Consider the following 26,481-nt stretch of genomic DNA (forward strand, 5'->3'; position numbering starts at 1 on the left):
ATCTGCGCCAAAAGGAAATTGCCCGCGAAGCCGCCGCCAAATGGCTGGACGACGCCAAGGTCAATCGCGCCGCGACGGCTGAGGACGCCGTTGCCGAAGAGGCGGAGATGGACGCGGAGCTACGCGACCTCAAACAGAACGACCATGGCATCCGCGTCCATGTCGACCGAAGCCGCGACGCGCTGTTGACGGAATTCGGCAAGGCGACGCTGACCGACCGTTATCTGATGCCGGGCGAAAGCTACCAGGACATGTTTGCGCGCGTGGCAATGCATTACGCCGACGACTCCGCCCATGCCCAGCGCCTCTATGACTATATCTCCAAGCTTTGGTTCATGCCCGCGACGCCGGTTCTGTCCAATGGCGGGACGAAGCGCGGTCTGCCGATCAGCTGCTTCCTGAACGAAAGCAACGACAGCCTGGAAGGCATTGTCGGTCTGTGGAACGAGAATGTCTGGCTGGCGGCGCGTGGCGGCGGGATCGGCAGCTATTGGGGCAACCTGCGTTCCATCGGCGAAACGGTCGGCGGGAACGGCAAGACATCCGGCGTCGTGCCCTTCATTCGCGTCATGGATTCGCTCACCCTGGCGATCAGCCAGGGGTCCCTGCGGCGTGGCTCGGCGGCGGTCTATCTGCCGATCTGGCACCCGGAAGTCGAGGAGTTCATCGAAATCCGCCGACCGACCGGCGGTGATCCGAACCGCAAGGCGTTGAACCTGCACCACGGGATCGTCATCACCGACGATTTCATGCGCGCGGTGGAAAACGACGAAGAATGGAAACTGGTTTCGCCGAAAGACCGGGCGACGATCCGCAAGGTCCGCGCCCGCGACCTGTGGATCCGCATCCTGACGGCGCGTATCGAAACCGGCGAACCCTACATCCTCTACGGCGATCATGTGAACCGGAACCTCCCGGAACATCAGAAGCTCGCCGGTCTGACGGTAAAGACGTCCAACCTGTGCTCCGAAATCACGCTGCCGACCGGCATCGACCATCACGGAGAGCAGCGTACGGCGGTCTGCTGCCTGTCCTCCCTCAATCTGGAAAAATATCTGGAATGGGAAAAGAACGAAGGCTTCGTGCCCGACGTCATGCGTTTCCTGGACAATGTACTGCAGGACTTCATCGACAACGCGCCGGACGATTTCGCCCGCGCGCGATATTCGGCCATGCGCGAACGCTCCGTCGGCCTCGGTACGATGGGTTTCCATTCCTTCCTGCAAGCCATGATGATTCCGATGGAAGGGGTCATGGCGAAGGTATGGAACACGCGCATGTTCAAGCACATCCGTGCCCAGGCCGATAAGGCCTCCCGCGATTTGGCGGAAGAGCGCGGCGCCTGCCCGGACGCCGCCGAATTCGGCATCATGGAACGCTTTTCCAACAAGATGGCGATTGCGCCGACGGCATCCATTTCCATCATCTGCGGCGGTACGTCGCCCGGAATCGAACCGATCGCGGCCAACAGCTTCACCCATAAGACGTTGAGCGGTTCGTTCACCGTCCGGAACCGGCACCTGAAGGCGTTGCTGGCGGAAAAAGGCCAGGATAACGACGACACGTGGTCCTCGATCTCCGTCAACGAGGGATCGGTTCAACATCTAGACTTCCTCTCCCAGGAAGAAAAAGATGTCTTCAAGACGGCGTTCGAAATCGACCAGCGCTGGCTGATCGACCATGCCGGCGACCGCACCCCCTTCATCTGCCAGGCGCAGTCGCTGAACGTCTTCCTGCCGGCCGATATCCACAAGCGTGACCTGCACCAGTTGCACTTCCGCGCCTGGAAACAGGGCGTGAAGAGCCTGTATTACTGCAGGTCCAAGTCGATCCAACGCGCGGAAGCGGACAGCACCGTTCGGATTTCCGCCTCCGGTTCCGTCACGGTCCCCTTTGCCGGGCGCGTCAATTCCGGCGACCTGCCGAAGGCGGTTCAGCCTGACTATGAGGAATGCCTGAGCTGCCAGTAACGCTCAGGCCTACCAATCCAAACAGAAACCCCGCGCCAGCCGCGGGGTTTTCTTTTTCTACTTGGCGACAGGATTCGCGGCGATACATTCAGCGTTTCGGAAAGGCGGCCTTCACCGTTGTTCCCTCACCGACTTGGCTGTTGATGGAAATAGTACCGCCGTGCAACTCGATCAGGCGCTTGGAAATGCTGAGCCCCAGACCGTTGCCCCGTTCACCGCCATCCGGCACCTGCTTTCCGGATACAAAGGGATCGAACACCGTCGCCATACGGTCGCTGGAAATCCCCGCGCCGGTATCGATCACTTTGAAACCGACGGTGCCGTCACCCAATTCCCCAAGAATAACCCGGACTTTCCCGCCATTCGGTGTGAACCGCAGGGCGTTCGCGATCAAATTGATCATGATCTGTTTCAGCTTGGTCTCGTCGCCTAGAATCCAAGCGCCGGCCCCAAGCGTTTCAATGCGCAGATCGATCTCCTTCTCAACAGCCAGCCCACCAAGGATATCGATACAACTGTCGGCGACCGCGCGCAGGTCTACCCGCCGACTGTCCATCCGCTCAAATCCCGCATCGCTGCGGCTGATATCCAGAATACTGCCGGCCAGTTCATTCAGGTACCGGGCGCTGCGCGAGATCGTCGCCGCATAGTCCTTGTAGCGCGGGTCCCCAAGCGGGCCCCAGATTTCAGCCTCGATCGACTCCGAAAAGCCGGTGATCGCATTCAGTGGAGCGCGCAGGTCGTGTCCCAGCATCGCAAAGCTGTCGGATTTCAGCTTTTCGGCCAGCAGCGCGTCATTCCTGGCCTGTTCCAGACGTTCCGCCAGGGCCTGCTTTTCATAGCCCAACCGTGTTTCCGCCAATCGGGACTTCGCCGTAACATGCCCCCATGCCCAAACGACGATAAAATACACGCAGCCCATGCCCGCGACGGCCCAATATTCCGGCGGGTCGTAAAGAAGGAACCCCGAAATCGCGCCGATCCCGACCGGAATCGAATAAAGCCGAAAGGCGACGATATCGCTGGTAAGCGTAAACACTGCCCCCGCGAGCATGCCGCACGTCGCGAGACCGATGACCATCAACTGATCCTGCGGAACCAGCCCGGATACCGTCGACAACCCAAGACTGCACCACAGGATACCGCTGAACAGGACACTGCCCCGAAGCAGAATGTCACACAGCCTGTTGTCGCCAGGCTCCTCCGGGGCAATAAAATATCGGGCTGCGAGGCGCCTGACGATCGTCGCCCCCCCCATTGCCGCCAACCATGCCAGGATAACCGGCGCGGGAAAGACGCCCCAAACCGATATCGCCACGAATCCGGCCACCGCGACATTCGCCACTGCCGGAAGCGACGACCCATGCAACGATTGTCTCAGTTTGTATTGTACCCTCACTTCAAGATTTTCCTGATCCAGGTTCCGAATGGAACCCGGTCCAAAATCTGTCGTGTCTTGGGGGTCAGTCGTCATTAACCACGTGCTTCCGGCGGGCTGTCCCAGATAGATACGAAACCTAGCGTAGCAGTCCAATGTCCGGGAACGGAGTCTATTTTCTAAAAAACGTACATTTGAACCATCTGAAATAATAATCGCAAAACGAGTATTTCATAGTGCAAGGACACCGCCGAGGCGATAAGCAGCAGATTGTTATGTTAAGGGGACGGCACCAAACCCAGATCGATTTCCAACGCCCCGCACAGCATTTGCCCGATCAGGATGTGCATCTCCTGAATTCGGGCCGTGGTTTCGGAAGGAACGACGATCATAGGATTCGCAAGCCCTTTAAGATCGCCGCCGTCCCGACCGGTCAACGCCGCCGCGACAAGGCCGTTATTCCGAGCCGTTTCAAGCGCACGGGTCACATTTGGGCTTTTCCCTGAGGTCGTAATACCGAAGGCAATATCGCCTTCCCGACCAAGCGCTTCAATCTGACGGGAAAAAAGATGTTCAAAACCGAGATCGTTGCCCGCGGCGGTCAGGGTTGATGTATCCGTCGTCAGGGCGATCGCCGCAATGGGCTTGCGGCTGCGGCAATAGCGAACGGTCAGTTCCGTCGCCAGGTGTTGCGCGTCGCCGGCGCTGCCGCCGTTCCCAAAGAAAAGGATCTTACCACCGCGCCGAATGCAGTCGGCCCAAGCGCGGCGCATTTTTTCAATATCGTCACGACATGCGGTACGGGTCCTTTCGAGGACCGCAGCATGTTCGGAAAATTCATCGTCGAAATAAGTAACCGGAAGCGTCATGGCGCGCAGACTACGCCGACGCCACAAGCCGTACAAGCGCCTAATGGATAGACACAATCTGGCCCATATACGGACGTGCGATCGACCGAAATCCGGTGCGTTCCGAGCAAACCATACACCCCGAAACGGCGGTTAGCGCACCAGGACCTGTTCTATCCGTTCCAGCGCCCAATCGACCTGATCGCGGGTGATGATCAACGGCGGCGCGAAGCGAATCGTATGCTCATGCGTTTCCTTGGCCAGCAGGCCCTTTTCCTTCAGGCTCTGGCAATATTGGCGTGCCCCGCCCGCTTCCGGGTGGAACTCCACCGCGAGCATCAGGCCGCGCCCGCGGACCTCCTTGATCGCGTTGTTCCGGATCGATTCCAGGCCCTGCTTGAAATACGCGCCCTGGTCGGCGGAATTTTCGATCATGCCTTCCTCAACCAGAACCTTCATCGCTTCCCGCGCAATCGCGCAGGCCAGCGGGTTGCCACCGAATGTGCTGCCATGCTGCCCCGGTTGCAGAACGCCCAGAACCTCCGAATTCGAGAGCACAGCCGAAATCGGATAGAACCCGCCGGAAAGCGCCTTCCCGACCAGGGTCAAGTCGGCCTCAATGCCCTCGTGTTCTTCAGCCAAAAGTTTCCCGGTCCGCCCCAGGCCGGTTTGAATTTCATCCAGGATCAGAACGACGTTGTTGCGCGTGCAGATGTCCCGCGCGGCGCGCAGATAGCCTTCCGGCGGGATCACGACACCGGCCTCCCCCTGGATCGGTTCGACCAGGAAGCCGACCGTATTCGGGGTAATCGCGTCTTCCAGCGCTTGCGCATCGCCGAAGGGCACGACCTTGAAGCCCGGTGCGAAGGGGCCGAAATTCCGGCGTGCCTCCGGGTCCGTGGAGAAACCGACGATGGTCAGCGTGCGGCCATGGAAATTGTCGGAACAGACGATGATTTCCGCCTTGTCCGCCGGGACGCCCTTCACCTCGTAGCCCCATTTGCGCACGCATTTGATCGCGCTTTCCACGGCCTCCGCGCCGCTGTTCATCGGCAGCACCTTGTGGGAATTCGTCAGTGCGCAGATTTCTTCGTAAAACGGCGCCAGTTGATCGTTGCGGAAGGCCCGCGACGTCAGCGGCAGGCGCGACGCCTGTTCCACCATCGCCTTCAGGATGCGCGGATGGCAATGCCCCTGATTGACGGCCGAATAGGCGGACAGGCAATCCAGATATTTGTTCCCGTCGACATCCCAGACGTGAACGCCTTCCCCTTTCGACAGGACGACGTCCAGCGGCTTGTAGTTATGCGCGCCGAGTTCGTGTTCGACGGAGATGAAGTCGGTGGGGATCGCGTTCATGAGGGTCACTTTCTGTCAAAGCGCCGCGTCGTGGCGGCTGAGAATCTGTTGGCCAAACAGGCTTTCGACCAAATCGACGGTCAGGTCGGCCGTCGCGTTGCGAATGTCGTAGGCCGGGTTCAATTCCATCAGGTCGAGAGACCGCATCAACCCGCTGTCATGGATCATTTCCATACAGAGCTGCGCCTCCCGGTATGTCGGGCCGCCGGGAACCGTCGTCCCCACGCCGGGCGCGATGGACGGGTCCAGGAAATCCACGTCGAAGCTGACATGAACGTGCCCGCCCAGACCTTTCAGCAGATACAGCGCCTCTTCCATCGTATGGCGCATGCCGTTTTCGTCGATGCGGCGCATGTCGTGCACTTCCATGCCGGAGGACACGACCAAGCGCTTTTCGACCGCATCGACGGAGCGAATACCGATCTGAACCACGCGTTCCGGGTCCAAAAAGGGCGTGGCAGGCCCCAGATCGACCAGACCTTTCGGGCCGTGTCCCGTCGCGACCGCCAACGGCATGCCGTGGATATTGCCGGACGGCGAGACCTCTGCCGTGTTGTAATCCGCATGCGCGTCCAGCCAGAGGACGGAATAGGCCTCTCCCCGCGCCGCACAATATTGCGCCAGACCGGCCAGCGATCCGATGGCGAGGCAGTGATCGCCGCCCAACAGAATCGGGAACTTGTCGTCCTCCAGGATGCCCCGCACCCCGTCCCGGACGGAAGTACACCATTCGACGACCTCAGGCAGGTGACGGTAACCGTCGACCGGCGGCTGGTCCGGATTGACCGGTCCGTTCAGATTGCCGCGATCCTCGACCGAGTAGCCCAGGCGTTCCAACGCCTGCTTCAATCCGGCGACACGCAGCGCCTCCGGCCCCATGGACCCGCCGCGATGACCCGCCCCGATATCCGTCGGCGCCCCGATCAGCGCCAGACTGGGTTTCCTGACGACAGATTCTTTTGCCAGATTATCCATGCTTCTTTAATCTTCCTTCCCGGATTTCCGAGAATATGCCAGAGAACGCCCGAAATTTCCCATTTTTCTAGGGGCTTTCTTCAGCAGATTCTGCTGCACACAAAAGGTACCCAAACCATGAGCCTAGACCGGACCGATCTAAAGATCGTCACCGCCGTGCACCGTGATGGGCGGATCACCAATCAGGCCCTTTCGGATACGGTCGGGCTGTCCCCCAGCCCCTGCCTGCAACGGTTTCGTCGGCTGGAACGGGAGGGCCTAATCGGTCCGTTCCGCGCCGATGTCGATCTCGACCGCCTGTGCCCCAATGTCATGGTGCTGACGACGGTCAGCCTGGACGCGGCGGATCATGCGGACTATCGCGCCTTCGAAGCGCAAGTCGACGCGATCCCCGAAATCGTCCAATGCTTCAAGGTCAGCGGCGATTTCGACTATATGCTCTGGTTCGTCTGCCGCAGCGTCGCAGATTACCACGAAATCAGCGAAAAGCAGATCGAGGATGGGGTGGTAAAGGTCCGTATCTCCAGCCATGTCGTGCTGGACAGAACGAAAGATTTCGACGGCTTCCCGCTGGAGAAACTGCTTTAAACCGCCGCCAAAGCCCGATCCAGATCCTGGATCAGGTCGTCCACCGCCTCGATACCGACGGAAATCCGGATCAAATTGTCCGGCGTTTCCGTGACGATGTCGCCTTCCGATGTCTTGCGATGTTCGATCAGGCTTTCCACGCCGCCCAGCGAGGTGGCGGGTTTCAGCACGCGGCAGGCCAGGACCAGACGGATCGCGCTGTCCCGGTCACCCGCCGGTTGAAAGGACAACATGCCGCCGAAGCCGCCCAGCATCTGTTTCGACGCGACCGCATGGCCCGGATCGCCCGGCAGCCCGGGATAGCGGACGCGATCGACCTTGGGGTGTCCGGCCAGGAACTCCGCGACCTTCATCGCGGATTGGCATTGCCGTTCGACGCGCACGAACAAGGTGCGCATACCGCGGGTCAGCAGGAATGCCTCCATCGCGCCCAGAACCGGCCCGGCGAAGGTCCGATGTTCCCGAATGCGCCGCCACAATGGTGTGTCTTCCCGTGCGGCGACCATACCGGCCAGAACGTCGGAATGCCCGCCCAGATATTTGGTCGCCGCATGAACGACGAGATCGGCCCCCAGCGTCAGCGGCTTGGTCAGGACCGGCGTCGCGCAGGTCGAATCGACAGCCAGTTGCGCCCCGGCGGCATGGGCGATTTCCGCCGCCGCCGCGATATCCGTCACGGTCCATAGCGGATTCGCGGGGGTTTCAATCCAGACAAGCTTGGTCTTGCCGGGCTGCATCGCGGATTTCAGCGCCGTCAGATCGTCATTCGGCACAAAGGTAAAGGTCAAACCGCGTGCGGGACCGAAGCGTTCCAGCCAGGCCTTCACGCCATGATAAACGGTCTTGCCGCAAACGACGTGATCACCGCTTTCCAGCGCATGGAACGCCGCCGTGCAGGCCGCCATGCCGGACCCGAAGCTCATCGCGCCGACGGCGTCTTCCAGGGTGGCGAGCACGTCTTCGGCATGTTCGGCATTCGGCGAATCCGGACGGATATAAACGTGATCGCGCGGTCCGTAATCGTCGCGCCGGGTGAAGGTCGTGGAAAAGTGGATCGGCGGAACGACGGCACCTGTCGATTCGTCCTCGCGCCCCAATGCCTGGGCCGCCAGGGTCCGGGGATCCAGCTTTTCCCCTTCCGAATTCGAGCGTCGAGAGCCGGTCATGGGCATCCCCTCCTTCAATAACCTTGTTCTGGCAATCCTGGGAGGAGAAACTGATCCCGGCAATAAGGAATGACAAGTGAAAGGACAGAGGAATGCCCGCCTATATCGTCGGCAACATCACGGTAACCGACCCCGAAGCCTACAAGGAATACGCCGCCAAGGCGCCTGAAACCATCTATGGCCATGGCGGCAAGTATCTGGTGCGCGGCGGGGCATTTGAGGTCCTTGAAGGCGACTGGCAGCCGGACCGTCTGGTGGTGCTGGAGTTTCCCGACGCGGAAACCTTGAAGACATGGTATTATTCGGACGCGTATCAGGCGATTCTGCCGATCCGGCAGAAGAATTCCAAAGGGTCCATCGTCTTCGTCGACGGCTTCAACCCGCCGCAAAAACTGGAATAGGCAACCGGGCCCGAATAGAAGGATCAGGAGGATTTCATGGGATACTATGCTTTCGCCAACCTTCCGGACACGGACCTGTCCGCCATCAAGGAATTGGAAACGCGGATCGGCAAGCCCTTGGTGGCCTTGAAGCCGGTCGAACTTGAAGCCGCACCGGTGGACGACGGGACCTTGAGCGCCATTCGCGACCTGGAATCGAAATTGGGGGTCGCGCTGGTCGCCGTCGCCTCCTGATCGGGTCCGTTTCTGGCCCCTTGCCCCGGCCTGAGTCTCCGTTATTCTGAATCCCGTTCCGTTTTTGGGGGAGGATAACCTATATGTTCCTGAACGAGCTTACCGATCCGCAGAAGAAGATGTTCATGGCGCTGGCGAAGCGCATGGTCTTGGCCGATTGGCAGTTGGAGGAACATGAGAAGACCGCCATAGCGCGGGTCGAAGCGGAACTGGGGCAGTCCCTCGACGTCGATCCCCAAGATTTGATGAGCAACGACAATCTGACCGTTCTGGATACCGACCGGGCGCGGCGGATCGTCTATTACGAATTGCTTGTCCTTGCCCATGCCGATCTGAAAATCGACGCGTCCGAACGTCACGTCTTCGACGACCTCGCCGTCGAACTCAAGATCAGCCAGCAGATCATGAACCAGTTGGAAACACTGTCCGCCGACGGCTATTCGCTGATGCTGGTCAACGGACGGGACGACGATCACCGCGCGGCGGTCGACGCCGTTCTGGGCTAAGCGACCGACGCGTCCGCGTTATTATTCCACTGGGTCCGGGTCGACATGCGTGCGGGTTTCCGCGACGCGGAAGCGACCTGCGACGAAGGCCGTGTCGACCAGGGACGCATTCGCCGCCGGGTTGGCGCCGCTGGCGTGATAGTCGCTGAACGCCGCCGTCTGGTTGACGAAGGTCCCGCCCGTCAGATTCAGGCTCATCAACACGCCCAAATTCTCGCCCATTTCAATCGCTCGGGCCTGAACGTCCGGATTGTCGGAATACAGCGCCGCGGTGATCGCACCCTTTTCCGTCACCGTTGAACGCCATGCTTCCAGCGCCCCGTCGATCCCGTCGCAGGCGACGATGAAGGTAATCGGGCCGAACAGTTCGCTTTCGTATTTCTGCCGTTCGGAAGAATCGATTTTCAGGATCAGCGGCGTATGTACACGCGCATTCGGGAAATCGGGGTGATCCAGTTTCTGGCTGTCCAGCAGGATGTCGCCCAGCTTACGGGAATCCGCGATGCGGGCCTCCGTTACCTCCGCCTGGATCGCGCCCAGGACGTGCACGGCCTTTGCCGGATCCGAATTGAATTTCCCAACCGCGCCCGCGATCGCGGCGGCGGCGTCATCGAAGCTCATATGCGTGTCGCCGCACTTTATCCCATCGCGCGGGATGAAAATGTTCTGCGGCGTCGTGCACATCTGCCCCGAGTAGAGCGACAGCGTGAAGGCTAGGTTCCGGCACAGGCCTTTGAAATTCGCAAAGTCGTCCACAACGACCGCGTTAACCCCGGCCTTTTCCGTATAAACCACCGCCTGACGGCAATTGTTTTCCAGCCATTCGCCGAAGGCATTGCCGCCGGTGAAGTCGATGACCTTCACTTCTGGCCGTGTGCACAGGTCCATGCCGACGGCCGCCGCCCGTGTATCCGTCTGCAACAGGACGAGGTTCGGATCGAACCCGGCATCGGACAGCACGTCGCGCATGATGCGCACAGAAATGGCCAGCGGCAGCACCGCCGTTGGATGCGGCTTCACGATGACCGGGTTGCCGGTCGACAGGGACGCCATGATCCCCGGATAGCCGTTCCAGGTCGGGAAGGTCGATACGCCGATGGTGACAGCAACGCCCTTCGGCATGATCTTGAAACTCTTATCCAGGATCAGCGGCGGGTTCTTGCCCTGCGGTTTCGTCCAGCGCACGGCGCCCGGTATGGCGGATTGCAGAGAATAGGCCTGGGCAACGGCTTCCAAGCCACGGTCCTGGGCATGCGGCCCGCCCGCCTGGAAGGCCATCATGAATGCCTGCCCGGTCGTGTGCTGAACCGCATGGGCCATTTCGAAACTGCGTTTATTGATCCGGTCCAGTATTTCCAGGCACACCCCCGCGCGGACATCCGGTCCGGCGTCGCGCCATGCCGTCATCGCCGCCGTCGCCGCCGCGATCGCACCGTCTACCGACAGTTTCGGATAGGACAGGTTCAGGTCGATGCCATAGGGCGATACTTCGTCGGAAGACACGATGCCTTCACCCGGATGCCCCGGCAGATCGAAGGTCTTGCCCAAATAGGACTTGAACGCAGCCTCCCCATCGGCGGCGGCGGTTTCACCATAGACGGACGCACTGGCGCGTTCCGAATAGGGGGTCCAATAATCACGGGCTTTCAGGGCGGAAAGCGCGGCGTCGAGCGTTTCCCGGTGGGTATTGATGTAGGCGGTCGCCATGGCTTGTTCCTCCCGATACACTATGCGCCGTGGCGCGAAGTGATACCTAAATTCTTGCAGCCTGTCTAATCTTGTATCATTTTCGCCGACAACAACCGTGCCGCCGGATGAAAATCGCGGCCGCATCATCGATGGGAGGAACACATAATGTCCGAAGCCGGGTCCTACGAAACCATTCTGTTCGACGTCGCGGACGGGATCGCCACGTTGACCCTGAACCGTCCGGACAAGTTGAATTCCTTCAACACCCATATGCACAGTGAAATCGCCGACGCGCTGATCAAGGTGGAACACGACGACGATATCCGCTGCCTGATCATCACTGGTGCCGGGCGCGGTTTCTGCGCGGGACAGGACCTGTCGGACCGCCGCATGGATCCAAGCGACCCGAACGCGACCCCGCCGGATTTAGGGGAGACAATCGAACATCTCTACAATCCGCTGGTCCGCGCGCTAACGGGTATGCCGAAACCGGTGATCTGCGCCGTGAACGGTGTCGCGGCCGGGGCCGGGGCGAATGTGGCGCTGGCCTGCGATATCGTTCTGGCCGCGAAATCGGCGAGTTTCATTCAGGCCTTCTGCCGGTTAGGCCTCGTCCCCGATGCCGGCGGCACCTGGACCCTGACGCACCGGATCGGCGTGGCGCGGGCGAAGGGTCTGGCGCTGCTGGGCGACAAGCTACCCGCGCAAACGGCGGAAGACTGGGGCCTGATCTGGAAGGCGGTCGACGACGACAGCCTGATGGACGAGGCGAAATCCATTGCCGAAACCTTCGCCAAGGGGCCGACGCTGGGCTACGGCACGATCAAGCAGATCATTCAGTCGGCGGCGTCGAATAGCTTTTCCGCACAACTGGACCTGGAACGGGACAGCCAGCGCAAGCTGGGTCATTCCCACGACTACCGGGAAGGGGTTTTGGCCTTCCTGGAAAAGCGGCCGCCCGCTTTCAAGGGAAAGTGATCCACCGTGACCGACACCCCCTCCCCCCAGGAAATCGCGGAACGGTCGGCGTCGGCGATGTTCGATGCCGACGGCGCGTCACAGGGCCTCGGCATGACGGTCGATGCGGTCGGGCCGGGCTATGCGAAGCTGTCTATGACGGTGCGCGAAGACATGCTGAACGGTCACAAGACATGTCACGGCGGCTTCCTGTTCGCGCTGGGCGACAGCGCCTTCGCCTTCGCCTGCAATGCTTATAACAAGGTGACGGTGGCCCAGGGCTGCGAAATTACCTATATCAAGCCGGGTCGCCTCGGCGATACGTTGACGGCGGAATGCCGGGAGCAGGCTTTGGAAGGCCGCAGCGGCGTTTACGACGTTCGAATAACCAATCAGGAAGGCACGACGGTCGCCCTGTTCCGCGGCAAATCCCGCCGCATCAAGGGCGACATCGTGCCGGGTCTCACGCCCCCGGATTCTATCGATTAGGAGAGTTAGTTAATGACCGACGCTTTCATCTGCGACGCCGTGCGCAGTCCCATCGGCCGTTTCGGCGGTACGCTGTCGTCCATTCGCGCCGACGATCTGGCCGCCCATCCGCTGAAGGCATTGATGGCGCGCAACCCGAATGTGGACTGGTCCAAGGTTGATGACGTCATCTTCGGCTGCGCCAACCAGGCGGGGGAAGACAATCGCAACGTCGCGCGCATGGCCGCGCTGCTGTCGGGCCTGCCGGACAATGTGCCGGGGTCGACCGTCAACCGCCTGTGCGGGTCGGGCATGGACGCCCTGGGCACCGCCGCGCGCGCCATCAAGGCGGGCGAGGCCGAATTCATGATCGCCGGCGGCGTTGAAAGCATGACCCGTGCGCCCTTCGTCATGCCGAAGGCCGAAAGCGCCTTTTCCCGCAGCAATGAAGTATACGACACGACGATCGGCTGGCGCTTCGTCAACAAGCTGATGAAGGCGCAGTACGGTGTCGATTCCATGCCGGAAACCGGCGAAAACGTCGCCGCCGACTTCAATATCAGCCGCGAAGACCAAGACGCCTTTGCCCTGCGCTCTCAGCAGAAGGCGGCAGCGGCGCAGGAAAACGGCCGTCTGGCCGCGGAAATCGCACCGATCGAAATCCCGCGCCGCAAGCAGGACCCGCTGATCTTCGACCGAGACGAACATCCGCGGCCCGACACGACGATGGAAGCCTTGGCCAAACTGGGTACGCCGTTCCGTGACGGTGGGTCCGTCACCGCCGGTAACGCATCCGGCGTCAACGACGGTGCGGCGGCGCTGATCGTCGCGTCGGAAAAGGCCGCTCTGGCGCAAGGGCTGACCCCGCGCGCCCGCGTTCTGGGCATGGCGACGGCGGGTGTGCCGCCGCGCATTATGGGGATCGGTCCTGCCCCGGCATCGGAAAAGCTGCTGGACCGCCTGGGCTTGACCATCGGCGATATCGACGTGGTCGAGTTGAACGAGGCCTTTGCCTCCCAAGGGCTCGCCGTGATGCGCCGTCTGGGTCTGCCGGACGATGCGGACCATGTGAATCCGAACGGCGGCGCGATCGCCCTGGGCCATCCGTTGGGAATGTCCGGCGCGCGTCTTGTCCTGACGGCGGTCGAGGAATTGCATCGTCGGGGGGCGCGTTATGCGCTGTGCACCATGTGCATCGGGGTCGGCCAAGGCATCGCCACGGTGATCGAACGGGTTTGATTGACGTAGATCGGCGGACCTTCGGGTCCGCCGATTTCGTTACGCGCGCTGAAAACAAAAGAAAAAGCGAAAGACAATATAATGTTACGAGGAAACGGGGATGAATACGCACCATACGGGCCTGCACCCGATCGAGACGGCAAGCATTGACGAGATTCGCGCCACGCAATTGGCGCGGATGAAGCAGACCCTGCTTCACGCCTATACGCGCATTCCGCATTACAAGCAGCGCTTCGACGCGGCGGGCGTCCATCCGGACGATCTGAAAGACCTCGCCGACTTGGCGAAGTTTCCCTTCCTTGTGAAGGACGACCTGCGCCAGAATTATCCGTTCGGCATGTTCGCCTATCCGACGGAACAGCTCGCACGCATCCATGCGTCTTCCGGCACGACCGGCAAACCGACCGTCGTCGGCTATACCAAGAACGATATCGAAATGTGGTCGGACGTGATGGCGCGGTCGATCTATGCCTCCGGCGCGCGGCCCGGCATGAAGGTGCATATCGCCTATGGCTACGGCCTGTTCACCGGCGGTTTGGGCGCGCATTTCGGTGTGGAGCGGCTGGGATGCATGGCGATCCCGATGTCGGGCGGCCAGACGGAAAAGCAGGTCCAACTGATCCAGGATTTCCAACCCGACGTCATCATGGTGACGCCGTCCTATATGCTGGCACTGGCCGACGAAATGGATCGTGTCGGTCTGTCCGCCGAAGACTGTTCCATCAAATACGGCATCTTCGGCGCGGAACCCTGGACCAACGAGATGCGCACCTCCATCGAGCGGCGCACCGGTCTGTCGGCGGTCGATATCTATGGCCTATCGGAAGTTATCGGCCCCGGTGTCGCCAATGAATGCGTCGAGACCAAGGACGGGCTGCATATCTGGGAAGATCACTTCTATCCCGAAATTGTCGATCCTGAGACCGGCGCGGTCCTGCCGGACGGGGAGTTCGGGGAATTGGTCTTCACCAGCCTGACCAAGGAAGCCCTGCCGATCATCCGCTACCGGACGCGCGACCTGACGCGCCTGCTGCCCGGCACGGCGCGCAGTATGCGCCGCATGGAAAAGGTCACGGGCCGGTCCGACGATATGTTGATCATCCGGGGCGTGAATCTGTTCCCGACGCAGATCGAGGAACTGATCCTGAAGGATCCCCGTCTGGCACCGCATTATCAGTTGGAACTGGGTCGCAAGGGACCGCTGGATACGCTGACCGTCCGCGTGGAAGGCACACCCGGCGCGGATGCCGATACGCGGACCGCCGCCGCCGCCGACCTGACCCATCACATCAAAAGCTTCATCGGCATCAGCGCCAAGGTGGATGTGGTGGCGGAAGGCGCGGTCGAACGGTCCGTCGGCAAGGCGAAACGGGTCGTTGACCGGCGAAACGAATGAAGGGTATGAACGCCGGGTGACACTTTCGGACCCTCACGATACCGCTGCGCCGGATTGCGGCAGCCGTTCCGCGGAAATCGACCGACCCCGGGCGAAATCGCTGATCGTTACCGTCTACGGCGATGCGATCCTTCCCCATGGCGGATCGTGCTGGTTGGGGGAGTTGATTGAGCTGGTCCGCCCTCTAGGGCTGAATGAGCGGGTCACGCGCACCGCCGTTTTCCGTCTGGTGCAGGACGGTATCCTGGAAAGCGAACGACACGGTCGCCGCAGCCGCTATACCCTGACTCGTGTCGGACGGCGGCAATTCGATTCCGCCCAGGCGAAAATCTATGCCTCCGAAGCGCCCTTCCGCGACGGTCGCTGGACCTTGATCCTGCTGCCGGACGGGGTGTCGGCGTCGGAACGCGACGCCCTGGCCCGCGATCTGGGCTGGGAAGGCTATGCCCGGTTGGGGCCGAACCTTCTGGGCGCGGCGCGCGGCGACGCCATCGCCCCGGCCAAGGCGGTGTTGAGCGAACACGACCTCGCCGATGCCTGCACGATCTTTTCCGCCAGCACGGAAACGGATTCGGCCCTGGGCGGCCTTGCCGCGCTGGCCTGGCCGCTGGACGAGATCGCGGCGGACTACAACCTGTTCCTGGACCGGTTCGAAGATCGCGGCCCCCCGCCCCGAACCGACGAAGACGCCTTCGTCCGTCGGGTGCTGCTGATTCACGGATACCGCCGCGCCCTGTTGCGCGACCCGGCCCTACCGGACGCATTGCTGCCGCCGGATTGGCCCGGCTATCGCGCGCGGAACCTTGCGCGCACCCTTTATCGTGCACTTTTATCGGCCTCCGAACGGCACCTGACGCAAGTGTTGGGGGCTGAATCCAAACCAGGCGATCTTGCTGCCCGTTTTCCGGAGACGACATGAACGACCTCGACAAGTCCTATACCGACCGGCGTCTCGCGTCGGTGTACGATTCCTTGAACCCATGGGCTGCGGACAGCGACTTTTATTTCGACCTCGCCGGCAGTGAACCGAAACGTATCCTGGATGTCGGCTGCGGCACCGGCCTGTTGACCGTCGCGCTGGCTGAACATGGGCATACGGTAACCGGTGCAGACCCGTCGGACGGCATGCTGCGGATTGCCCGCAATCGGCCGGGCGGCGACAAGGTCACATGGGTGCAATGCCGAGCCGACGAACTCGACCTGACCGACAGGTTCGACCTTATCATTATGACGGGTCATGCATTTCAAGTTTTCCTAGACGATTCTGCGGTTCAGGCGGCCTTGGCGGCTTTCCACGAACATCTGGTGCCTGGCGGCATCGCTGCTTTCGAAACCCGCAATCCGGCACTCGAAAGCTGGCGGCATTGGAGTCCCGAGGAATCGGAGAAAACCGTCGATGTTCCGGGAATCGGTCCAGTGCGCGTATACACTTCGCTGGTCGATGGCAGCCGGAACAAGGTAACCTATCGTACCCATTTCCACTTCCCGGACGGGACCGACCATATCGGCGAAGGAACGCTGAGGCTGCTGGAAGTCGACGAACTGAAAGAACACGTTACAAAGGCCGGATTTTCGATCGCCGCCCTCTATGGGGACTGGGACAAGCGCCCCATCGGCGAAGCCGAGAAAGAGATCATTGCCCTGGTTGTTCGCGACTAAGGCATGCGGTAGTCTGAAACCTGATTGTCATTCAGCGGGTTATAGAAAAAAGCATGGCGGAAAATTCGGTTCTGGTCCTGAACGGGCCAAATCTCAATATGCTGGGAAAGCGCGAGCCGTCGATCTATGGCGCGACGACGCTGGCCGATGTGGAAGCCATGTGCCGCGATGTCGGACGCGATTTGAACCTGGATGTGGACTGCCGACAGTCGAACCATGAAGGCTATCTGATCGACTGGTGCCATGAGGCGCGGGAGGCGTTCGACGGCATCGTCATCAATGCGGGCGGGTTCACGCATACCTCCGTCGCATTGCGCGATGCGTTGAGCGCGTCGGAAGTCCCGATTATCGAAGTGCATATCTCCAACATCCATGCGCGTGAGGCCTTCCGGCATACCAGCATGATCGCGCCCGTCGCCGTCGGCATGATCTGCGGCCTGGGGCCCATCGGCTATCGGTTGGCGTTGGAAGCGATGGCGGAGATTTTGGAAGGCTGACCCCAATCCGGGGGGTAGAGGCTTTCCTGACAGGGTAAACACGGTTAGAAGAGCACCAATTCCAGTCAATCCTTGCAACAAGGGCAAAGGTTCCATGGCGAAAAATTCCGTCGATATCGAGCTGATCGAGAAACTGGCCGACCTCATGGAGGAAAAAGGCCTGACCGAACTGATCGTTGAAGAAGACGACAGCAAGCTGCGCCTGTCGCGCGGCGCGGTCGTTGCGGCGGCGCCTGTTGCCGCGGCACCCGCCCCGGCGGCCCCCGCTGCCGTTGGGGCCGCCCCTGCCGCTGCGCCCGCGGATGCCGCGAAGCATCCGGGTGCGGTCACCTCCCCCATGGTCGGGACCGCCTATCTGGCCCCGCAGCCGGGTGCGGCGAACTTCATTTCCGTCGGCGCGAAGGTTGCCGCCGGAGATACGCTGCTGATCATCGAGGCGATGAAGGTCATGAACCAGATTCCGGCGACGAAGGCCGGTACAGTGACCGAAATCCTCGTCGCCGACGGCGCGCCCGTCGAATTCGGCGAAGCCCTCGTCATTATCGAATAACTCTGGCCAGGCGGTATACGACGCGATGTTCGAAAAAGTCCTGATCGCCAACCGTGGTGAAATCGCGCTGCGCATTCACCGGGCCTGCAAGGAAATGGGCATTCAGACCGTGGCGGTTCATTCCACGGCCGACGCCGATGCCATGCATGTCCGCCTTGCCGACGAAGCGATCTGCATCGGCCCGCCCGCGCCGAAAGATTCCTATCTGAACATTCCGGCAATCCTGACCGCCGCGACGTTGACGCGCGCGGATGCGATCCATCCGGGTGTCGGTTTTCTGTCGGAAAACGCACGTTTCGCACAGATGGTGGAAGATCACGGCATCGCCTTCATTGGCCCGACGCCGCATCATATCCGCGTCATGGGCGACAAGGTCGCCGCGAAAGACGAGGCCAAGCGTCTGGGTATCCCCGTTGTTCCAGGGTCGGACGGCGCGGTCGAGACCGAGGAAGAAGCCCTGAAACTCGCCAAGGAAATCGGCTTCCCGCTGATCATCAAGGCGGCGGCGGGCGGCGGTGGACGCGGCATGAAGGTCGCGTCGAAAATGGAAGAAGTGGCGCAGGCTTGGGCCATCTGCCGGACGGAAGCAAAAGCTGCCTTCGGCGACGACACCGTCTATATGGAACGGTATCTGAGCCGTCCGCGTCACATCGAAGTCCAGGTCCTGGGCGACGGTAAGGGCAGTTGCATCAACCTCGGCGAACGCGACTGCTCCATTCAGCGCCGCCACCAAAAGGTAATCGAAGAAGCCCCCTCGCCCGCCCTGAATGCGACTCAACGGGCGCAAATCGGCGAAACGGTGAACAAGGCGATCTCTGAGATGGGCTATCGCGGGGCCGGGACGATCGAATTCCTGTATGAAGACGGCGAGTTCTTCTTCATCGAAATGAACACCCGCCTGCAGGTCGAACACCCGATTTCGGAAATGGTCTGCGGCATCGATCTGGTGCGTGAACAGATCAAGGTCGCGGCGGGTATACCGCTCGCCTTCTCGCAGGAAGACATCACCTTCAACGGTCATTCGATCGAATGCCGCGTGACCGCCGAACACCCGGAAACCTTCATGCCGACGCCGGGAAAGATCACCGACTATCACGCGCCGGGCGGCTTGGGTGTGCGCGTCGACAGCCAGCTTTACTCCGGCTATTCGGTGCCGCCCTATTACGACAGTCTGGTGTCCAAACTGGTCGTGCACGGCGCCAATCGCAACGAATGCTTGATGCGGCTCAAACGCGCCCTGGACGAATATGTGATCGGCGGAATCCAGACGACGATCCCGCTGCATCAGAAAATCATTGCGCAGAAGCCGTTTATCGACGGAGACTACGATATCCACTGGCTCGAAAAGTGGATGGGGCTGAAATAGGGCGGCGATCCGCGACGCTCACGGTCTTGTCCAGAATCGGGTCGGCGGAACGGGGACCTGTTTCGGTGCATCATGGAACCGCTTGATCTAACGCCGGACATGCTGCTTCGGGCCTATGCCATCGGGGTCTTTCCGATGGCGGAGGATCGGGACGATCCCGACCTTTTCTGGATCGATCCGCGCATGCGCGGCGTGATTCCGCTGGACGGGTTTCACATCCCCAAACGCCTGCGCAAGACGCTTCGATCCAATCGCTACCGCGTCACCTTCGACCGTGATTTCGAAGGTGTCATGGACGGCTGCGCGGAAGCGACCGATCGACGGCCGCGTACCTGGATCAACGACAAGATCCTGACCCTCTATACCGCCTTGTTCCGCATGAACCATGCCCATTCGGTGGAGGTCTGGGACAACGGGCGCCTGATCGGCGGCCTGTACGGCGTCACCCTGGGCGGCGCGTATTTCGGGGAAAGTATGTTTTCGCGCGAACGGGATGCCAGCAAGATCGCCCTGTGCCATCTGGTCGCCCGGCTGACCTTCGCCGGGTACCGTCTGCTGGACACCCAGTTCGTAACCAAGCATTTGCAAAATTTCGGCGCGCAGGAAGTCCCGCGTAGCGACTATCGCGCCAGATTGTCGGAGGCCCTGAACCACGACGTCGATTTCTTCACGTCTTATTCGGACGGCGAGATGCTGCGTTATCTGGACAGCATGGACTAAGGCGTCGCGGGCCTACCGGCGCTAGACCCAGCCGACCCCGATGTACCGTGCGACGGCGTCCATGCCGGTGACGACATGGGTTGCACCCGCATCTTGTAGACCGTCCGCCCCTTCCCCATCGCGGGCATAGCCGATGACCCGCATCCCCGCTGCGCGCGCCGCCTTCACGCCGGTGGACGAGTCTTCCACCACAATCACGGCTTCCGGCTGCCACCCCATCGTTTCCGCCGCATGCAGGAACAGGTCCGGGAAGGGTTTCGGCTTTGGCACCATATCGGCGGAAAAGATACGCCCGTCGAAACGATGCCATAGATCGGCAACGCCCAATGTCACACGCATCTTCGCAACCGACGCCTGACTGGCGACGCAGAAGCCGATACCGGCCCCCTCCAGACCGTCCAGCACCCGGTTGATATCGGGGATGGGTTGGGTTTCCCTTTCCAAGGCCGCGAATTGGCGCTCGAAAAAGCGGTCCAGCCAATCATCCGCGAGGTTCAGACCATGTTCCTCGCTCAAGGCCGGAACGATCGTCTTGAAACGACCGCCTTTGAATCGATCATGGGCCTGTTGCGGCGTGATCGGATAGCCGGACTCGGTCAGCATTTCCGCGAAAACGCGATTCGAAATCGTTTCCGTATCGACCAGAACCCCGTCGCAATCGAAAATGATCATAAAATCTTCCTGAAGGAATTTGTGATCGGGTAACGCCGTTCCCGACCGAAGGCGCGGGCGGTGATCTTCACGCCCGGCGGGGCCTGTCGACGTTTGTATTCCGCCGTGTCCAGCATGCGCCAAACGCGCTGGATCAGTTCCGGCGCATGACCGTGCGCGACGATCTGATCGACCGACATTTCCTTTTCGATCAGGCAATGCAGGATATCGTCCAGAACCTCATAGGGCGGCAGCGTGTCCTGATCCTTCTGATCCGGCTTCAATTCCGCAGAGGGCGGTTTGGTGATGATCCGTTCCGGCATGACCGCGCCGACAGGCCCCTTCAACAAGGGATCGCCCGTTCCCGGCAAGCCGCCGTTCCGCCAACGGCACAGCGCGAAGACATCGAGCTTGTAGATATCCTTCAACACCGAAAAGCCGCCGCACATATCGCCGTATAGCGTGGCGTAGCCGACCGACATTTCCGATTTGTTGCCCGTCGTCAGGACCATGTAGCCCTTCTTGTTGGAAATCGCCATCAGCGTCACCCCGCGGGCGCGCGCCTGGATATTTTCCTCCGTCACGCCGGGCGGACTGTCCCCGAAGATCGGGGACAACATCTCGCCGAAGGCCGCCATCGCAGGACCGATATTCACCGCATCCAGATGCACGCCCAACAACCGGCAAGCCTCTGCCGCGTCGTCCAGGCTGTCCTGGCTGGTATAAGGCGACGGCATCATCACACAATGCACGGCATCCGGACCCAGCGCGTCCGTCGCCACGGCGGCGGACAAGGCGCTGTCGATCCCGCCGGACATGCCGATGACCACACCGGGGAACCCGTTCTTATGCACATAGTCGCGCAGCCCCAGCACCATGGCGCGATAGATGGATTCCATCCGATCCGGCGGTTCGACCATTTCACCGGGCAAACAGACCCAGCCGTTGTCGTGACGTTCGAAGGTCACGACCTGGAAGTCGTCTTCGAAGGACCGCATCTGGACCGCCAGGCTGCGGTTCGGGTTCAAGACGAAGGAACAGCCGTCATAGACCAATTCGTCCTGACCGCCGACCTGATTGAGATAGGCCAAAGGCAAACCGCTTTCGACCACCCGGGCCAGCGCGATTTGCAAGCGTTCGTCGTCCTTGCCGTCCTCATAGGGACTGCCGTTCGGGACCAGGAACAGTTCCGCCCCTGCCTCCTGCAGACATTCCACGACATCCGGGGTCCAGATATCCTCGCAGATCGGAACGCCGACACGCACGCCGTTGATATTGATGGGACCCGGCATCGGCCCCGGCTCAAAGACACGCTTTTCGTCGAACACGCCGTAGTTGGGCAGGTCGAATTTCGCGCGCACGGTTTCGATCGCGCCGTTGCGCAGAAACAGGACACTGTTGCGCGGCCGGGCAGATCCCTCCGGCCCGCGCCAGGGCGTGGGCAGCAATATCGCCGGGCCACCGGCCTCCGTTTCCGCCGCCAGGGTCTGCGCCGCTTCCTCCAGCTTATCCAGGAAGAAGGGTTTCAGGACCAAATCTTCCGGCTGATAGCCGGACAGGAACAATTCCGGCAACAACAGGACATCCGCCCCCGCCTCCCGCGTGCGGCGCAAGGCATCGCGGGCAAGGTCGACATTTCCCCGAATATCGCCGACGGTCGGATTCAATTGGGCCAGGGCGACGGTCAGGCGATCGGTCATGGAAAGGGTCCTTACGCTGTCGGGGCGGCTTATTTCGCCGTTGGAAGGGACTATCTTGTCGGCGCGGCTTGAAATCAAGCCCGCACAACCGATACCTTTGAAGTCACGCGTCGAAGGCAACCGCTGGCAGGGTGCCGATATTGCAATGGTAAAGGATACGGGGATGACACAGGACAAAACGAATTCGGAGGAAGGGCCCGCGCGACTGCACGGCTTCGTCCATGATGTCCTGACCCTGTTCGTCGCGCGAATCAACGACCACGCCGCCAAGGGTGCGGGAAAGCTGGGGCCGCGCGATCTGACCGCGCTCGCACAGAGCTTCACGCCGGAAACCGACCACGACCTGCACGACCTGTGCACATCCAGTTGGGCATCCTTCCAACATGCGTTTGAGGAAGCGTTCTACTCCCAGATGCGGAAATTTCCGCTGGAACGGCTGATGGTCGCCAAATTCGTGCATCTGCTGCCCGAACGCGGCGAAGACCCGGTACCGAACCGGACCCTGTCCCGGCGCATCATCCCGGCCTTCATCCAGGCGCTGCAACAGATGGTCGGGCCGGAACTGTTCGAGGAATACGAAAACCGCGCCCGCAACTTCATCGACTCCGTCCGGGCGAAGCAGGGTGCGGCCATGGATTGGGAACAGCTGCCGAGTCACCCGGTCGCGGAAATCCTAGTGAACGATATTCTGATTTATATCAGCCGCTATTTCATCGACGCCCAAAAGCGCCGACACTGGATGACCAGCTTTTTCGAACGCACCATGCCCGCCGCGAAGACGGATGCCGAACGTGCGTGGCAATTCGGCGATCTGGAATTCCACAAGCTGATGTCGTCGCTGTACAAGACCCTAGCGGAAACCCTGTTCGACGAGGACGGTCGCCGCCATCTGGAACAGCGGTATGACGCCGCCAGCCTGTCGCAGTTGGAACAGATGCTGGCGGGTCTTGCGCAGGATCAGCGGCGGGTTCTCGCGGAATTGAATTCCTGATCCGATTTCGCGCTAGTCGCCAACGAAGGCGCGGAACATCTTTTCGACCGGTTCCTTGTTCAGGTCGCGGGCGATGATGACGACGCGACTGGACGGGACTTCCCCTTCCGGCCAGCGATCGAGCGCGGCGGGCGGGTGAAAGACATGCTGCACCCCGTGGACCGCGACCGGGCCGTCCACCTGCTGCACCCACAAAATACCCTTCATGCGCAACAGGCTGGCACCGTGCGTGGCGATCAGCGCCTCTATCCAATCGACGAATTTGTCCCAATCGATCCGACATTCGGCCCGCAGGACGAAGGCGCGAATGCGGTCGTCATGCCGGTTGGCATCGTGATGGTGATGCCCGTGATCATGATGCCCTTGATCATGATGGTCGTGGTCGTGTGCCTGTTCGTAGGCTTCTTCCGCCAACCATGCGGCGACATCGGGATGTTTTGAACTCGGATCGTACAACCCGGCCCCGAACAGCGCATCCGGATCGACGGCCCCCTGCACCACCGGCAGGATTGGCGCCGCGGGATTGATCGTGCGGAGCCGGTCCGTCAGCCCCGCGACATCCGGCGCGATATCGGTCTTCGTTAGGAGAATACGGTCGGCGACCGCCGCCTGTTTGACGGATTCCGGTTGGGTATCCAGCGTCGCATCGCCGGTCGCGGCATCGACCGTCGTCACCACGCTGTCCAGGCGGTAGCGCGCGGAAATCACTGGGTCGGTCATCAATGTGTGCAGGATCGGCGCGGGATCGGCCAGCCCTGTCGTTTCGATCACCAACCGCTCAAAGGCCGGAATTTCGTCGCGCCAACGGCGGCGGATCAGATTGCGCAGGGTTTCGATCAGGTCGCCGCGAATGGTGCAGCACAGGCAACCTGAATCCATGACGACCATGTCTTCCGTCGCCGTTTCGACCAACAGATTGTCGATCCCGACTTCTCCGAATTCATTGATGACGACCGCCGTGTGTCCCATCGCCGGATGCTTCAGCAAGGCGTTCAGCACCGTGGTCTTGCCGGAACCGAGGAACCCCGTCAGGACAGTCACCGGGATACGGCCCCGTTCCGGGTCCAGCCCTGCCTGCGCCGCATCGCCCGCCGCCGTATCATCCGTCATGACGTTTCCCTCTGGATTGGTGTCATGCCCACCGTGTAGGGTCTCCCGGCCACCAATTCAACACCGCTTGGAAAACAGTGAGAGACCGGCATGAACGAGTTGATTCGCCTGACCGCCTGCGACGCCGTCGATCTTTTGAAAGCGGGGGACGTTACCCCGACCGAAATGATCGCTGCCGCCTTCGACCGAATCGCGGAAACGGACCCCAAGGTCAACGCCATGCCGATCCTGTGCCGGGAACGGGCGGAATCCGCCGCCGGGTCGGTGTCGCGGACATCGATGCTGGCCGGTTTGCCCATCGGGGTGAAGGATTTGAACGAATTGGCCGGGGTCCGTTGCACCTACGGATCGCCGATTTATGAGGATTTCGTGCCGGATTACAGCGATATATCCGTTGCCAATCTGGAAATGCAGGGCGGACTTGCGATCGGCAAGACGAACACGCCGGAATTCGGCGCGGGCGCGAATACGTTCAACGCCGTCTTCGGCATAACGCGCAATCCCTGGGACATCTCGAAAAGCTGTGCCGGGTCGTCGGGCGGGTCCGCCGTGGCGCTGGCGACCGGTCAGTGCTGGCTGGCCACCGGCAGCGACCTGGGCGGCAGTCTGCGCACCCCCGCCAGTTTCTGCGGCGTGGTCGGTTTGCGTCCCAGCCCGGGCCGCGTACCGCGCCTTGCGGGAAATCCGTTCGAGACGATGAGCGTCGAAGGACCGATGGGCCGCTGCGTCGAGGATGTGGCCCTGATGCTGGATGCCATGGCGGGCCGCGACCCCCGCGATCCGATCAGCCAGCCGCTGGAACCGGTATCCTTCCGCCAAACCTGCCGCGACCATCGCGCGCCCCGACGTATCGCCTTTAGCCTGGACCTGGGCCGGATCATTCCCGTCGACCCGGCCGTCGCCGCCGTCTTCGAGGCCACCTTGAAGCGGCTGGAAGACATGGGCGTGGAATTGATCGAGGCCTGCCCCGACTTCTCCCATGCGATCGAGGCCTTTAAGGTCATACGCGGTCTGGGATTCCTGACCGGGCATTGGGATCACTACCTGAACCACAAGGACAAGCTGAAGCCGGACGTCATCTGGAATATCGAATTCGGCAAGAGCCTGACCGCCGACGATATCGCCCTTGCGACCCGTCACCGTGGGACCATCCGGGAGAGCACCATGGCCTTGTTCCGGGATCGCGAAATCGACGCCTTCCTGTGCCCGACCGCCATCGTGCCGCCCTACCCCGCCGACCAATTGTGGGTGGAGGAAGTGAACGGCGTGCGCTTTGACAATTATATCCATTGGCTCGCCATGGTATCCGCCATCACCCTGACCGGCCTGCCGTCGGTGTCGGTGCCCGCCGGTATGACGGAAGACGCCCTGCCGGTCGGCGTTCAATTCGTCGGTCGTCCGATGGGGGAAGGCCCCCTATTGGGCATCGCCCGCCATTTTGAAGAAGCGACGGGGCTTTCGACCCGCGTTCCCCTGGACCCTATCGACAAGTCCGCCTAACAACGCAGCCCCATAGCCCTTGCCGCGCTGCACTGCGGCATATACCGTTCACCGACCTTGCGCAGGACGGATAAGGAGTACCGAGGCATGGACAGTCCCCTGGTTCACACGGACCTGAATGGGTTCTTTCTGGAAGATTTGTCGGTCGGCATGTCCGGCGTCTTCGCAAAGACCATCACGGAAGCCGATATCGTGCTGTTTTCCGGCGTGACCGGCGATATGAACCCGGTTCATGTGAACCAGGAATATGCGCAGGACACCATGTTCAAGGGCCGCATAGCCCACGGCATGCTGACCGCGAGCCTGATTTCCACCGTTCTGGGCATGAAGATGCCGGGTCCCGGCGTCATCTATTTGGGGCAGGATCTGAAGTTCCTGGCTCCCGTCCGGGCGGGAGACACGGTGACGGCACGGGCCGTCATCACCGACATCATTCCCGAAAAGAAACGCATCATCTGTAAAACCACGGCATCCGTCGGCGACAAGGTGGTCTGCGACGGAACCGCGAAAATGATGGTCCGCAGCCGCGCGGAACTGGACGAAAAATCCTCATAGGCGCGCGT

At 61.2% G+C, this 26,481-nt stretch carries 27 protein-coding genes; 18 read left to right on the forward strand and 9 right to left on the reverse strand.

Annotation, left to right across the window (positions count from 1 at the left end):
• Window positions 1–107 precede the first annotated feature (107 nt).
• A complete protein-coding gene (locus HH303_RS07435) occupies window positions 108–1,970 on the forward strand; it encodes a ribonucleoside-diphosphate reductase subunit alpha (RefSeq protein WP_169625081.1) in 1,863 nt (620 codons plus the stop codon).
• A gap of 88 nt (window positions 1,971–2,058) precedes the next feature.
• Here HH303_RS07435 and HH303_RS20265 read toward each other — a convergent pair whose 3' ends face one another.
• From HH303_RS20265 to rocF, 4 genes are all read right to left on the reverse strand, one after another.
• The gene (locus HH303_RS20265; protein ID WP_169624597.1) at window positions 2,059–3,369 is read right to left on the reverse strand and encodes a sensor histidine kinase; all 1,311 of its coding nucleotides are present in this window, start codon (window positions 3,367–3,369) and stop codon (window positions 2,059–2,061) included.
• A 257-nt stretch (window positions 3,370–3,626) separates the two neighbouring features.
• Window positions 3,627–4,217, reverse strand: a complete 591-nt coding sequence (locus HH303_RS07445) for a D-sedoheptulose-7-phosphate isomerase (protein ID WP_169624598.1) — start codon at window positions 4,215–4,217, stop codon at window positions 3,627–3,629.
• Window positions 4,218–4,349: 132 nt separating this feature from the next.
• Window positions 4,350–5,555, reverse strand: coding sequence for an ornithine--oxo-acid transaminase (gene rocD / locus HH303_RS07450; protein WP_169624599.1), 1,206 nt, complete (start codon window positions 5,553–5,555; stop codon window positions 4,350–4,352).
• A gap of 15 nt (window positions 5,556–5,570) precedes the next feature.
• Window positions 5,571–6,530, reverse strand: a complete 960-nt coding sequence (rocF, locus tag HH303_RS07455; RefSeq protein WP_169624600.1) for an arginase — start codon at window positions 6,528–6,530, stop codon at window positions 5,571–5,573.
• 117 nt (window positions 6,531–6,647) lie between these two features.
• Here rocF and HH303_RS07460 point away from each other — a divergent pair, with 117 nt between their 5' ends.
• The gene (locus tag HH303_RS07460; protein WP_169624601.1) at window positions 6,648–7,118 is read left to right on the forward strand and encodes an Lrp/AsnC family transcriptional regulator; all 471 of its coding nucleotides are present in this window, start codon (window positions 6,648–6,650) and stop codon (window positions 7,116–7,118) included.
• On the opposite strand, the gene HH303_RS07465 is transcribed toward HH303_RS07460, so the two are convergent.
• Entirely contained in the window at window positions 7,115–8,284 is a 1,170-nt protein-coding gene (locus HH303_RS07465) for a trans-sulfuration enzyme family protein (RefSeq protein ID WP_169624602.1), read from the reverse strand. The two genes, HH303_RS07460 and HH303_RS07465, sit on opposite strands and share 4 nt — an antisense overlap.
• A 92-nt stretch (window positions 8,285–8,376) precedes the next feature.
• Here HH303_RS07465 and HH303_RS07470 point away from each other — a divergent pair, with 92 nt between their 5' ends.
• From HH303_RS07470 to HH303_RS07480, 3 genes are all read left to right on the forward strand, one after another.
• The gene (locus HH303_RS07470) at window positions 8,377–8,685 is read left to right on the forward strand and encodes a DUF1330 domain-containing protein (RefSeq protein WP_169624603.1); all 309 of its coding nucleotides are present in this window, start codon (window positions 8,377–8,379) and stop codon (window positions 8,683–8,685) included.
• Window positions 8,686–8,721: 36 nt separating this feature from the next.
• Window positions 8,722–8,919, forward strand: a complete 198-nt coding sequence (locus HH303_RS07475) for a hypothetical protein (RefSeq protein WP_169624604.1) — start codon at window positions 8,722–8,724, stop codon at window positions 8,917–8,919.
• A gap of 83 nt (window positions 8,920–9,002) precedes the next feature.
• On the forward strand, window positions 9,003–9,425 hold the full coding sequence (locus tag HH303_RS07480; protein ID WP_169624605.1) for a hypothetical protein: 423 nt from the start codon (window positions 9,003–9,005) through the stop codon (window positions 9,423–9,425).
• A 21-nt stretch (window positions 9,426–9,446) separates the two neighbouring features.
• On the opposite strand, the gene paaN is transcribed toward HH303_RS07480, so the two are convergent.
• Window positions 9,447–11,132, reverse strand: a complete 1,686-nt coding sequence (gene paaN, locus HH303_RS07485) for a phenylacetic acid degradation protein PaaN (protein WP_169624606.1) — start codon at window positions 11,130–11,132, stop codon at window positions 9,447–9,449.
• A gap of 147 nt (window positions 11,133–11,279) precedes the next feature.
• Here paaN and paaG point away from each other — a divergent pair, with 147 nt between their 5' ends.
• The 10 genes from paaG to aat all read left to right on the forward strand — a co-directional run bounded on the left by paaG (window position 11,280) and on the right by aat (window position 19,966).
• Window positions 11,280–12,092 (forward strand): 2-(1,2-epoxy-1,2-dihydrophenyl)acetyl-CoA isomerase PaaG, encoded by an 813-nt coding sequence (paaG, locus tag HH303_RS07490; protein ID WP_169624607.1) that lies wholly within the window; start codon window positions 11,280–11,282, stop codon window positions 12,090–12,092.
• 6 nt (window positions 12,093–12,098) lie between these two features.
• Window positions 12,099–12,560, forward strand: coding sequence for a hydroxyphenylacetyl-CoA thioesterase PaaI (gene paaI / locus HH303_RS07495; protein ID WP_319637340.1), 462 nt, complete (start codon window positions 12,099–12,101; stop codon window positions 12,558–12,560).
• A gap of 12 nt (window positions 12,561–12,572) precedes the next feature.
• A complete protein-coding gene (pcaF, locus tag HH303_RS07500) occupies window positions 12,573–13,778 on the forward strand; it encodes a 3-oxoadipyl-CoA thiolase (protein WP_169624608.1) in 1,206 nt (401 codons plus the stop codon).
• 100 nt (window positions 13,779–13,878) lie between these two features.
• Complete coding sequence (paaK, locus tag HH303_RS07505) at window positions 13,879–15,174, forward strand: phenylacetate--CoA ligase PaaK (RefSeq protein ID WP_169624609.1); 1,296 nt, start codon at window positions 13,879–13,881, stop codon at window positions 15,172–15,174.
• Entirely contained in the window at window positions 15,155–16,093 is a 939-nt protein-coding gene (locus tag HH303_RS07510; RefSeq protein WP_169624610.1) for a PaaX family transcriptional regulator, read from the forward strand. Before paaK ends, HH303_RS07510 begins: the two co-directional genes overlap by 20 nt.
• The gene (locus tag HH303_RS07515) at window positions 16,090–16,833 is read left to right on the forward strand and encodes a class I SAM-dependent methyltransferase (RefSeq protein WP_169624611.1); all 744 of its coding nucleotides are present in this window, start codon (window positions 16,090–16,092) and stop codon (window positions 16,831–16,833) included. Before HH303_RS07510 ends, HH303_RS07515 begins: the two co-directional genes overlap by 4 nt.
• Window positions 16,834–16,886: 53 nt before the next feature.
• Window positions 16,887–17,330, forward strand: a complete 444-nt coding sequence (gene aroQ / locus HH303_RS07520) for a type II 3-dehydroquinate dehydratase (protein ID WP_169624612.1) — start codon at window positions 16,887–16,889, stop codon at window positions 17,328–17,330.
• A 94-nt stretch (window positions 17,331–17,424) separates the two neighbouring features.
• Window positions 17,425–17,880 carry an acetyl-CoA carboxylase biotin carboxyl carrier protein gene (gene accB, locus HH303_RS07525; protein ID WP_169624613.1) on the forward strand — a complete coding sequence of 152 codons (456 nt, stop codon included), beginning with the start codon at window positions 17,425–17,427 and terminating at the stop codon, window positions 17,878–17,880.
• Between the two features lie 25 nt (window positions 17,881–17,905).
• Window positions 17,906–19,246: an acetyl-CoA carboxylase biotin carboxylase subunit gene (accC, locus tag HH303_RS07530; RefSeq protein WP_169624614.1), complete on the forward strand. Its 1,341-nt coding sequence runs from the start codon at window positions 17,906–17,908 to the stop codon at window positions 19,244–19,246.
• Window positions 19,247–19,318: 72 nt separating this feature from the next.
• Entirely contained in the window at window positions 19,319–19,966 is a 648-nt protein-coding gene (gene aat, locus HH303_RS07535) for a leucyl/phenylalanyl-tRNA--protein transferase (protein WP_169624615.1), read from the forward strand.
• Between the two features lie 21 nt (window positions 19,967–19,987).
• On the opposite strand, the gene HH303_RS07540 is transcribed toward aat, so the two are convergent.
• Both HH303_RS07540 and HH303_RS07545 read right to left on the reverse strand, forming a co-directional pair.
• Window positions 19,988–20,638: an HAD family hydrolase gene (locus HH303_RS07540; RefSeq protein ID WP_169624616.1), complete on the reverse strand. Its 651-nt coding sequence runs from the start codon at window positions 20,636–20,638 to the stop codon at window positions 19,988–19,990.
• Window positions 20,635–22,317, reverse strand: a complete 1,683-nt coding sequence (locus HH303_RS07545; RefSeq protein WP_169624617.1) for an NAD+ synthase — start codon at window positions 22,315–22,317, stop codon at window positions 20,635–20,637. The genes HH303_RS07540 and HH303_RS07545 overlap by 4 nt, the downstream gene beginning before the upstream one ends.
• 163 nt (window positions 22,318–22,480) lie before the next feature.
• Here HH303_RS07545 and HH303_RS07550 point away from each other — a divergent pair, with 163 nt between their 5' ends.
• Window positions 22,481–23,308, forward strand: coding sequence for a hypothetical protein (locus HH303_RS07550; protein WP_169624618.1), 828 nt, complete (start codon window positions 22,481–22,483; stop codon window positions 23,306–23,308).
• A 12-nt stretch (window positions 23,309–23,320) separates the two neighbouring features.
• On the opposite strand, the gene HH303_RS07555 is transcribed toward HH303_RS07550, so the two are convergent.
• A complete protein-coding gene (locus HH303_RS07555) occupies window positions 23,321–24,418 on the reverse strand; it encodes a CobW family GTP-binding protein (protein ID WP_169624619.1) in 1,098 nt (365 codons plus the stop codon).
• Between the two features lie 90 nt (window positions 24,419–24,508).
• Here HH303_RS07555 and HH303_RS07560 point away from each other — a divergent pair, with 90 nt between their 5' ends.
• Entirely contained in the window at window positions 24,509–25,918 is a 1,410-nt protein-coding gene (locus HH303_RS07560) for an amidase (protein WP_169624620.1), read from the forward strand.
• Between the two features lie 87 nt (window positions 25,919–26,005).
• Window positions 26,006–26,473 (forward strand): MaoC family dehydratase, encoded by a 468-nt coding sequence (locus HH303_RS07565; protein WP_169624621.1) that lies wholly within the window; start codon window positions 26,006–26,008, stop codon window positions 26,471–26,473.
• Window positions 26,474–26,481 lie beyond the last annotated feature (8 nt).

The sequence above is a fragment of the Pacificispira spongiicola genome (genome assembly GCF_012926505.1).
GTDB classification, from domain to species: Bacteria; Pseudomonadota; Alphaproteobacteria; order UBA8366; family Aestuariispiraceae; genus Pacificispira; species Pacificispira spongiicola.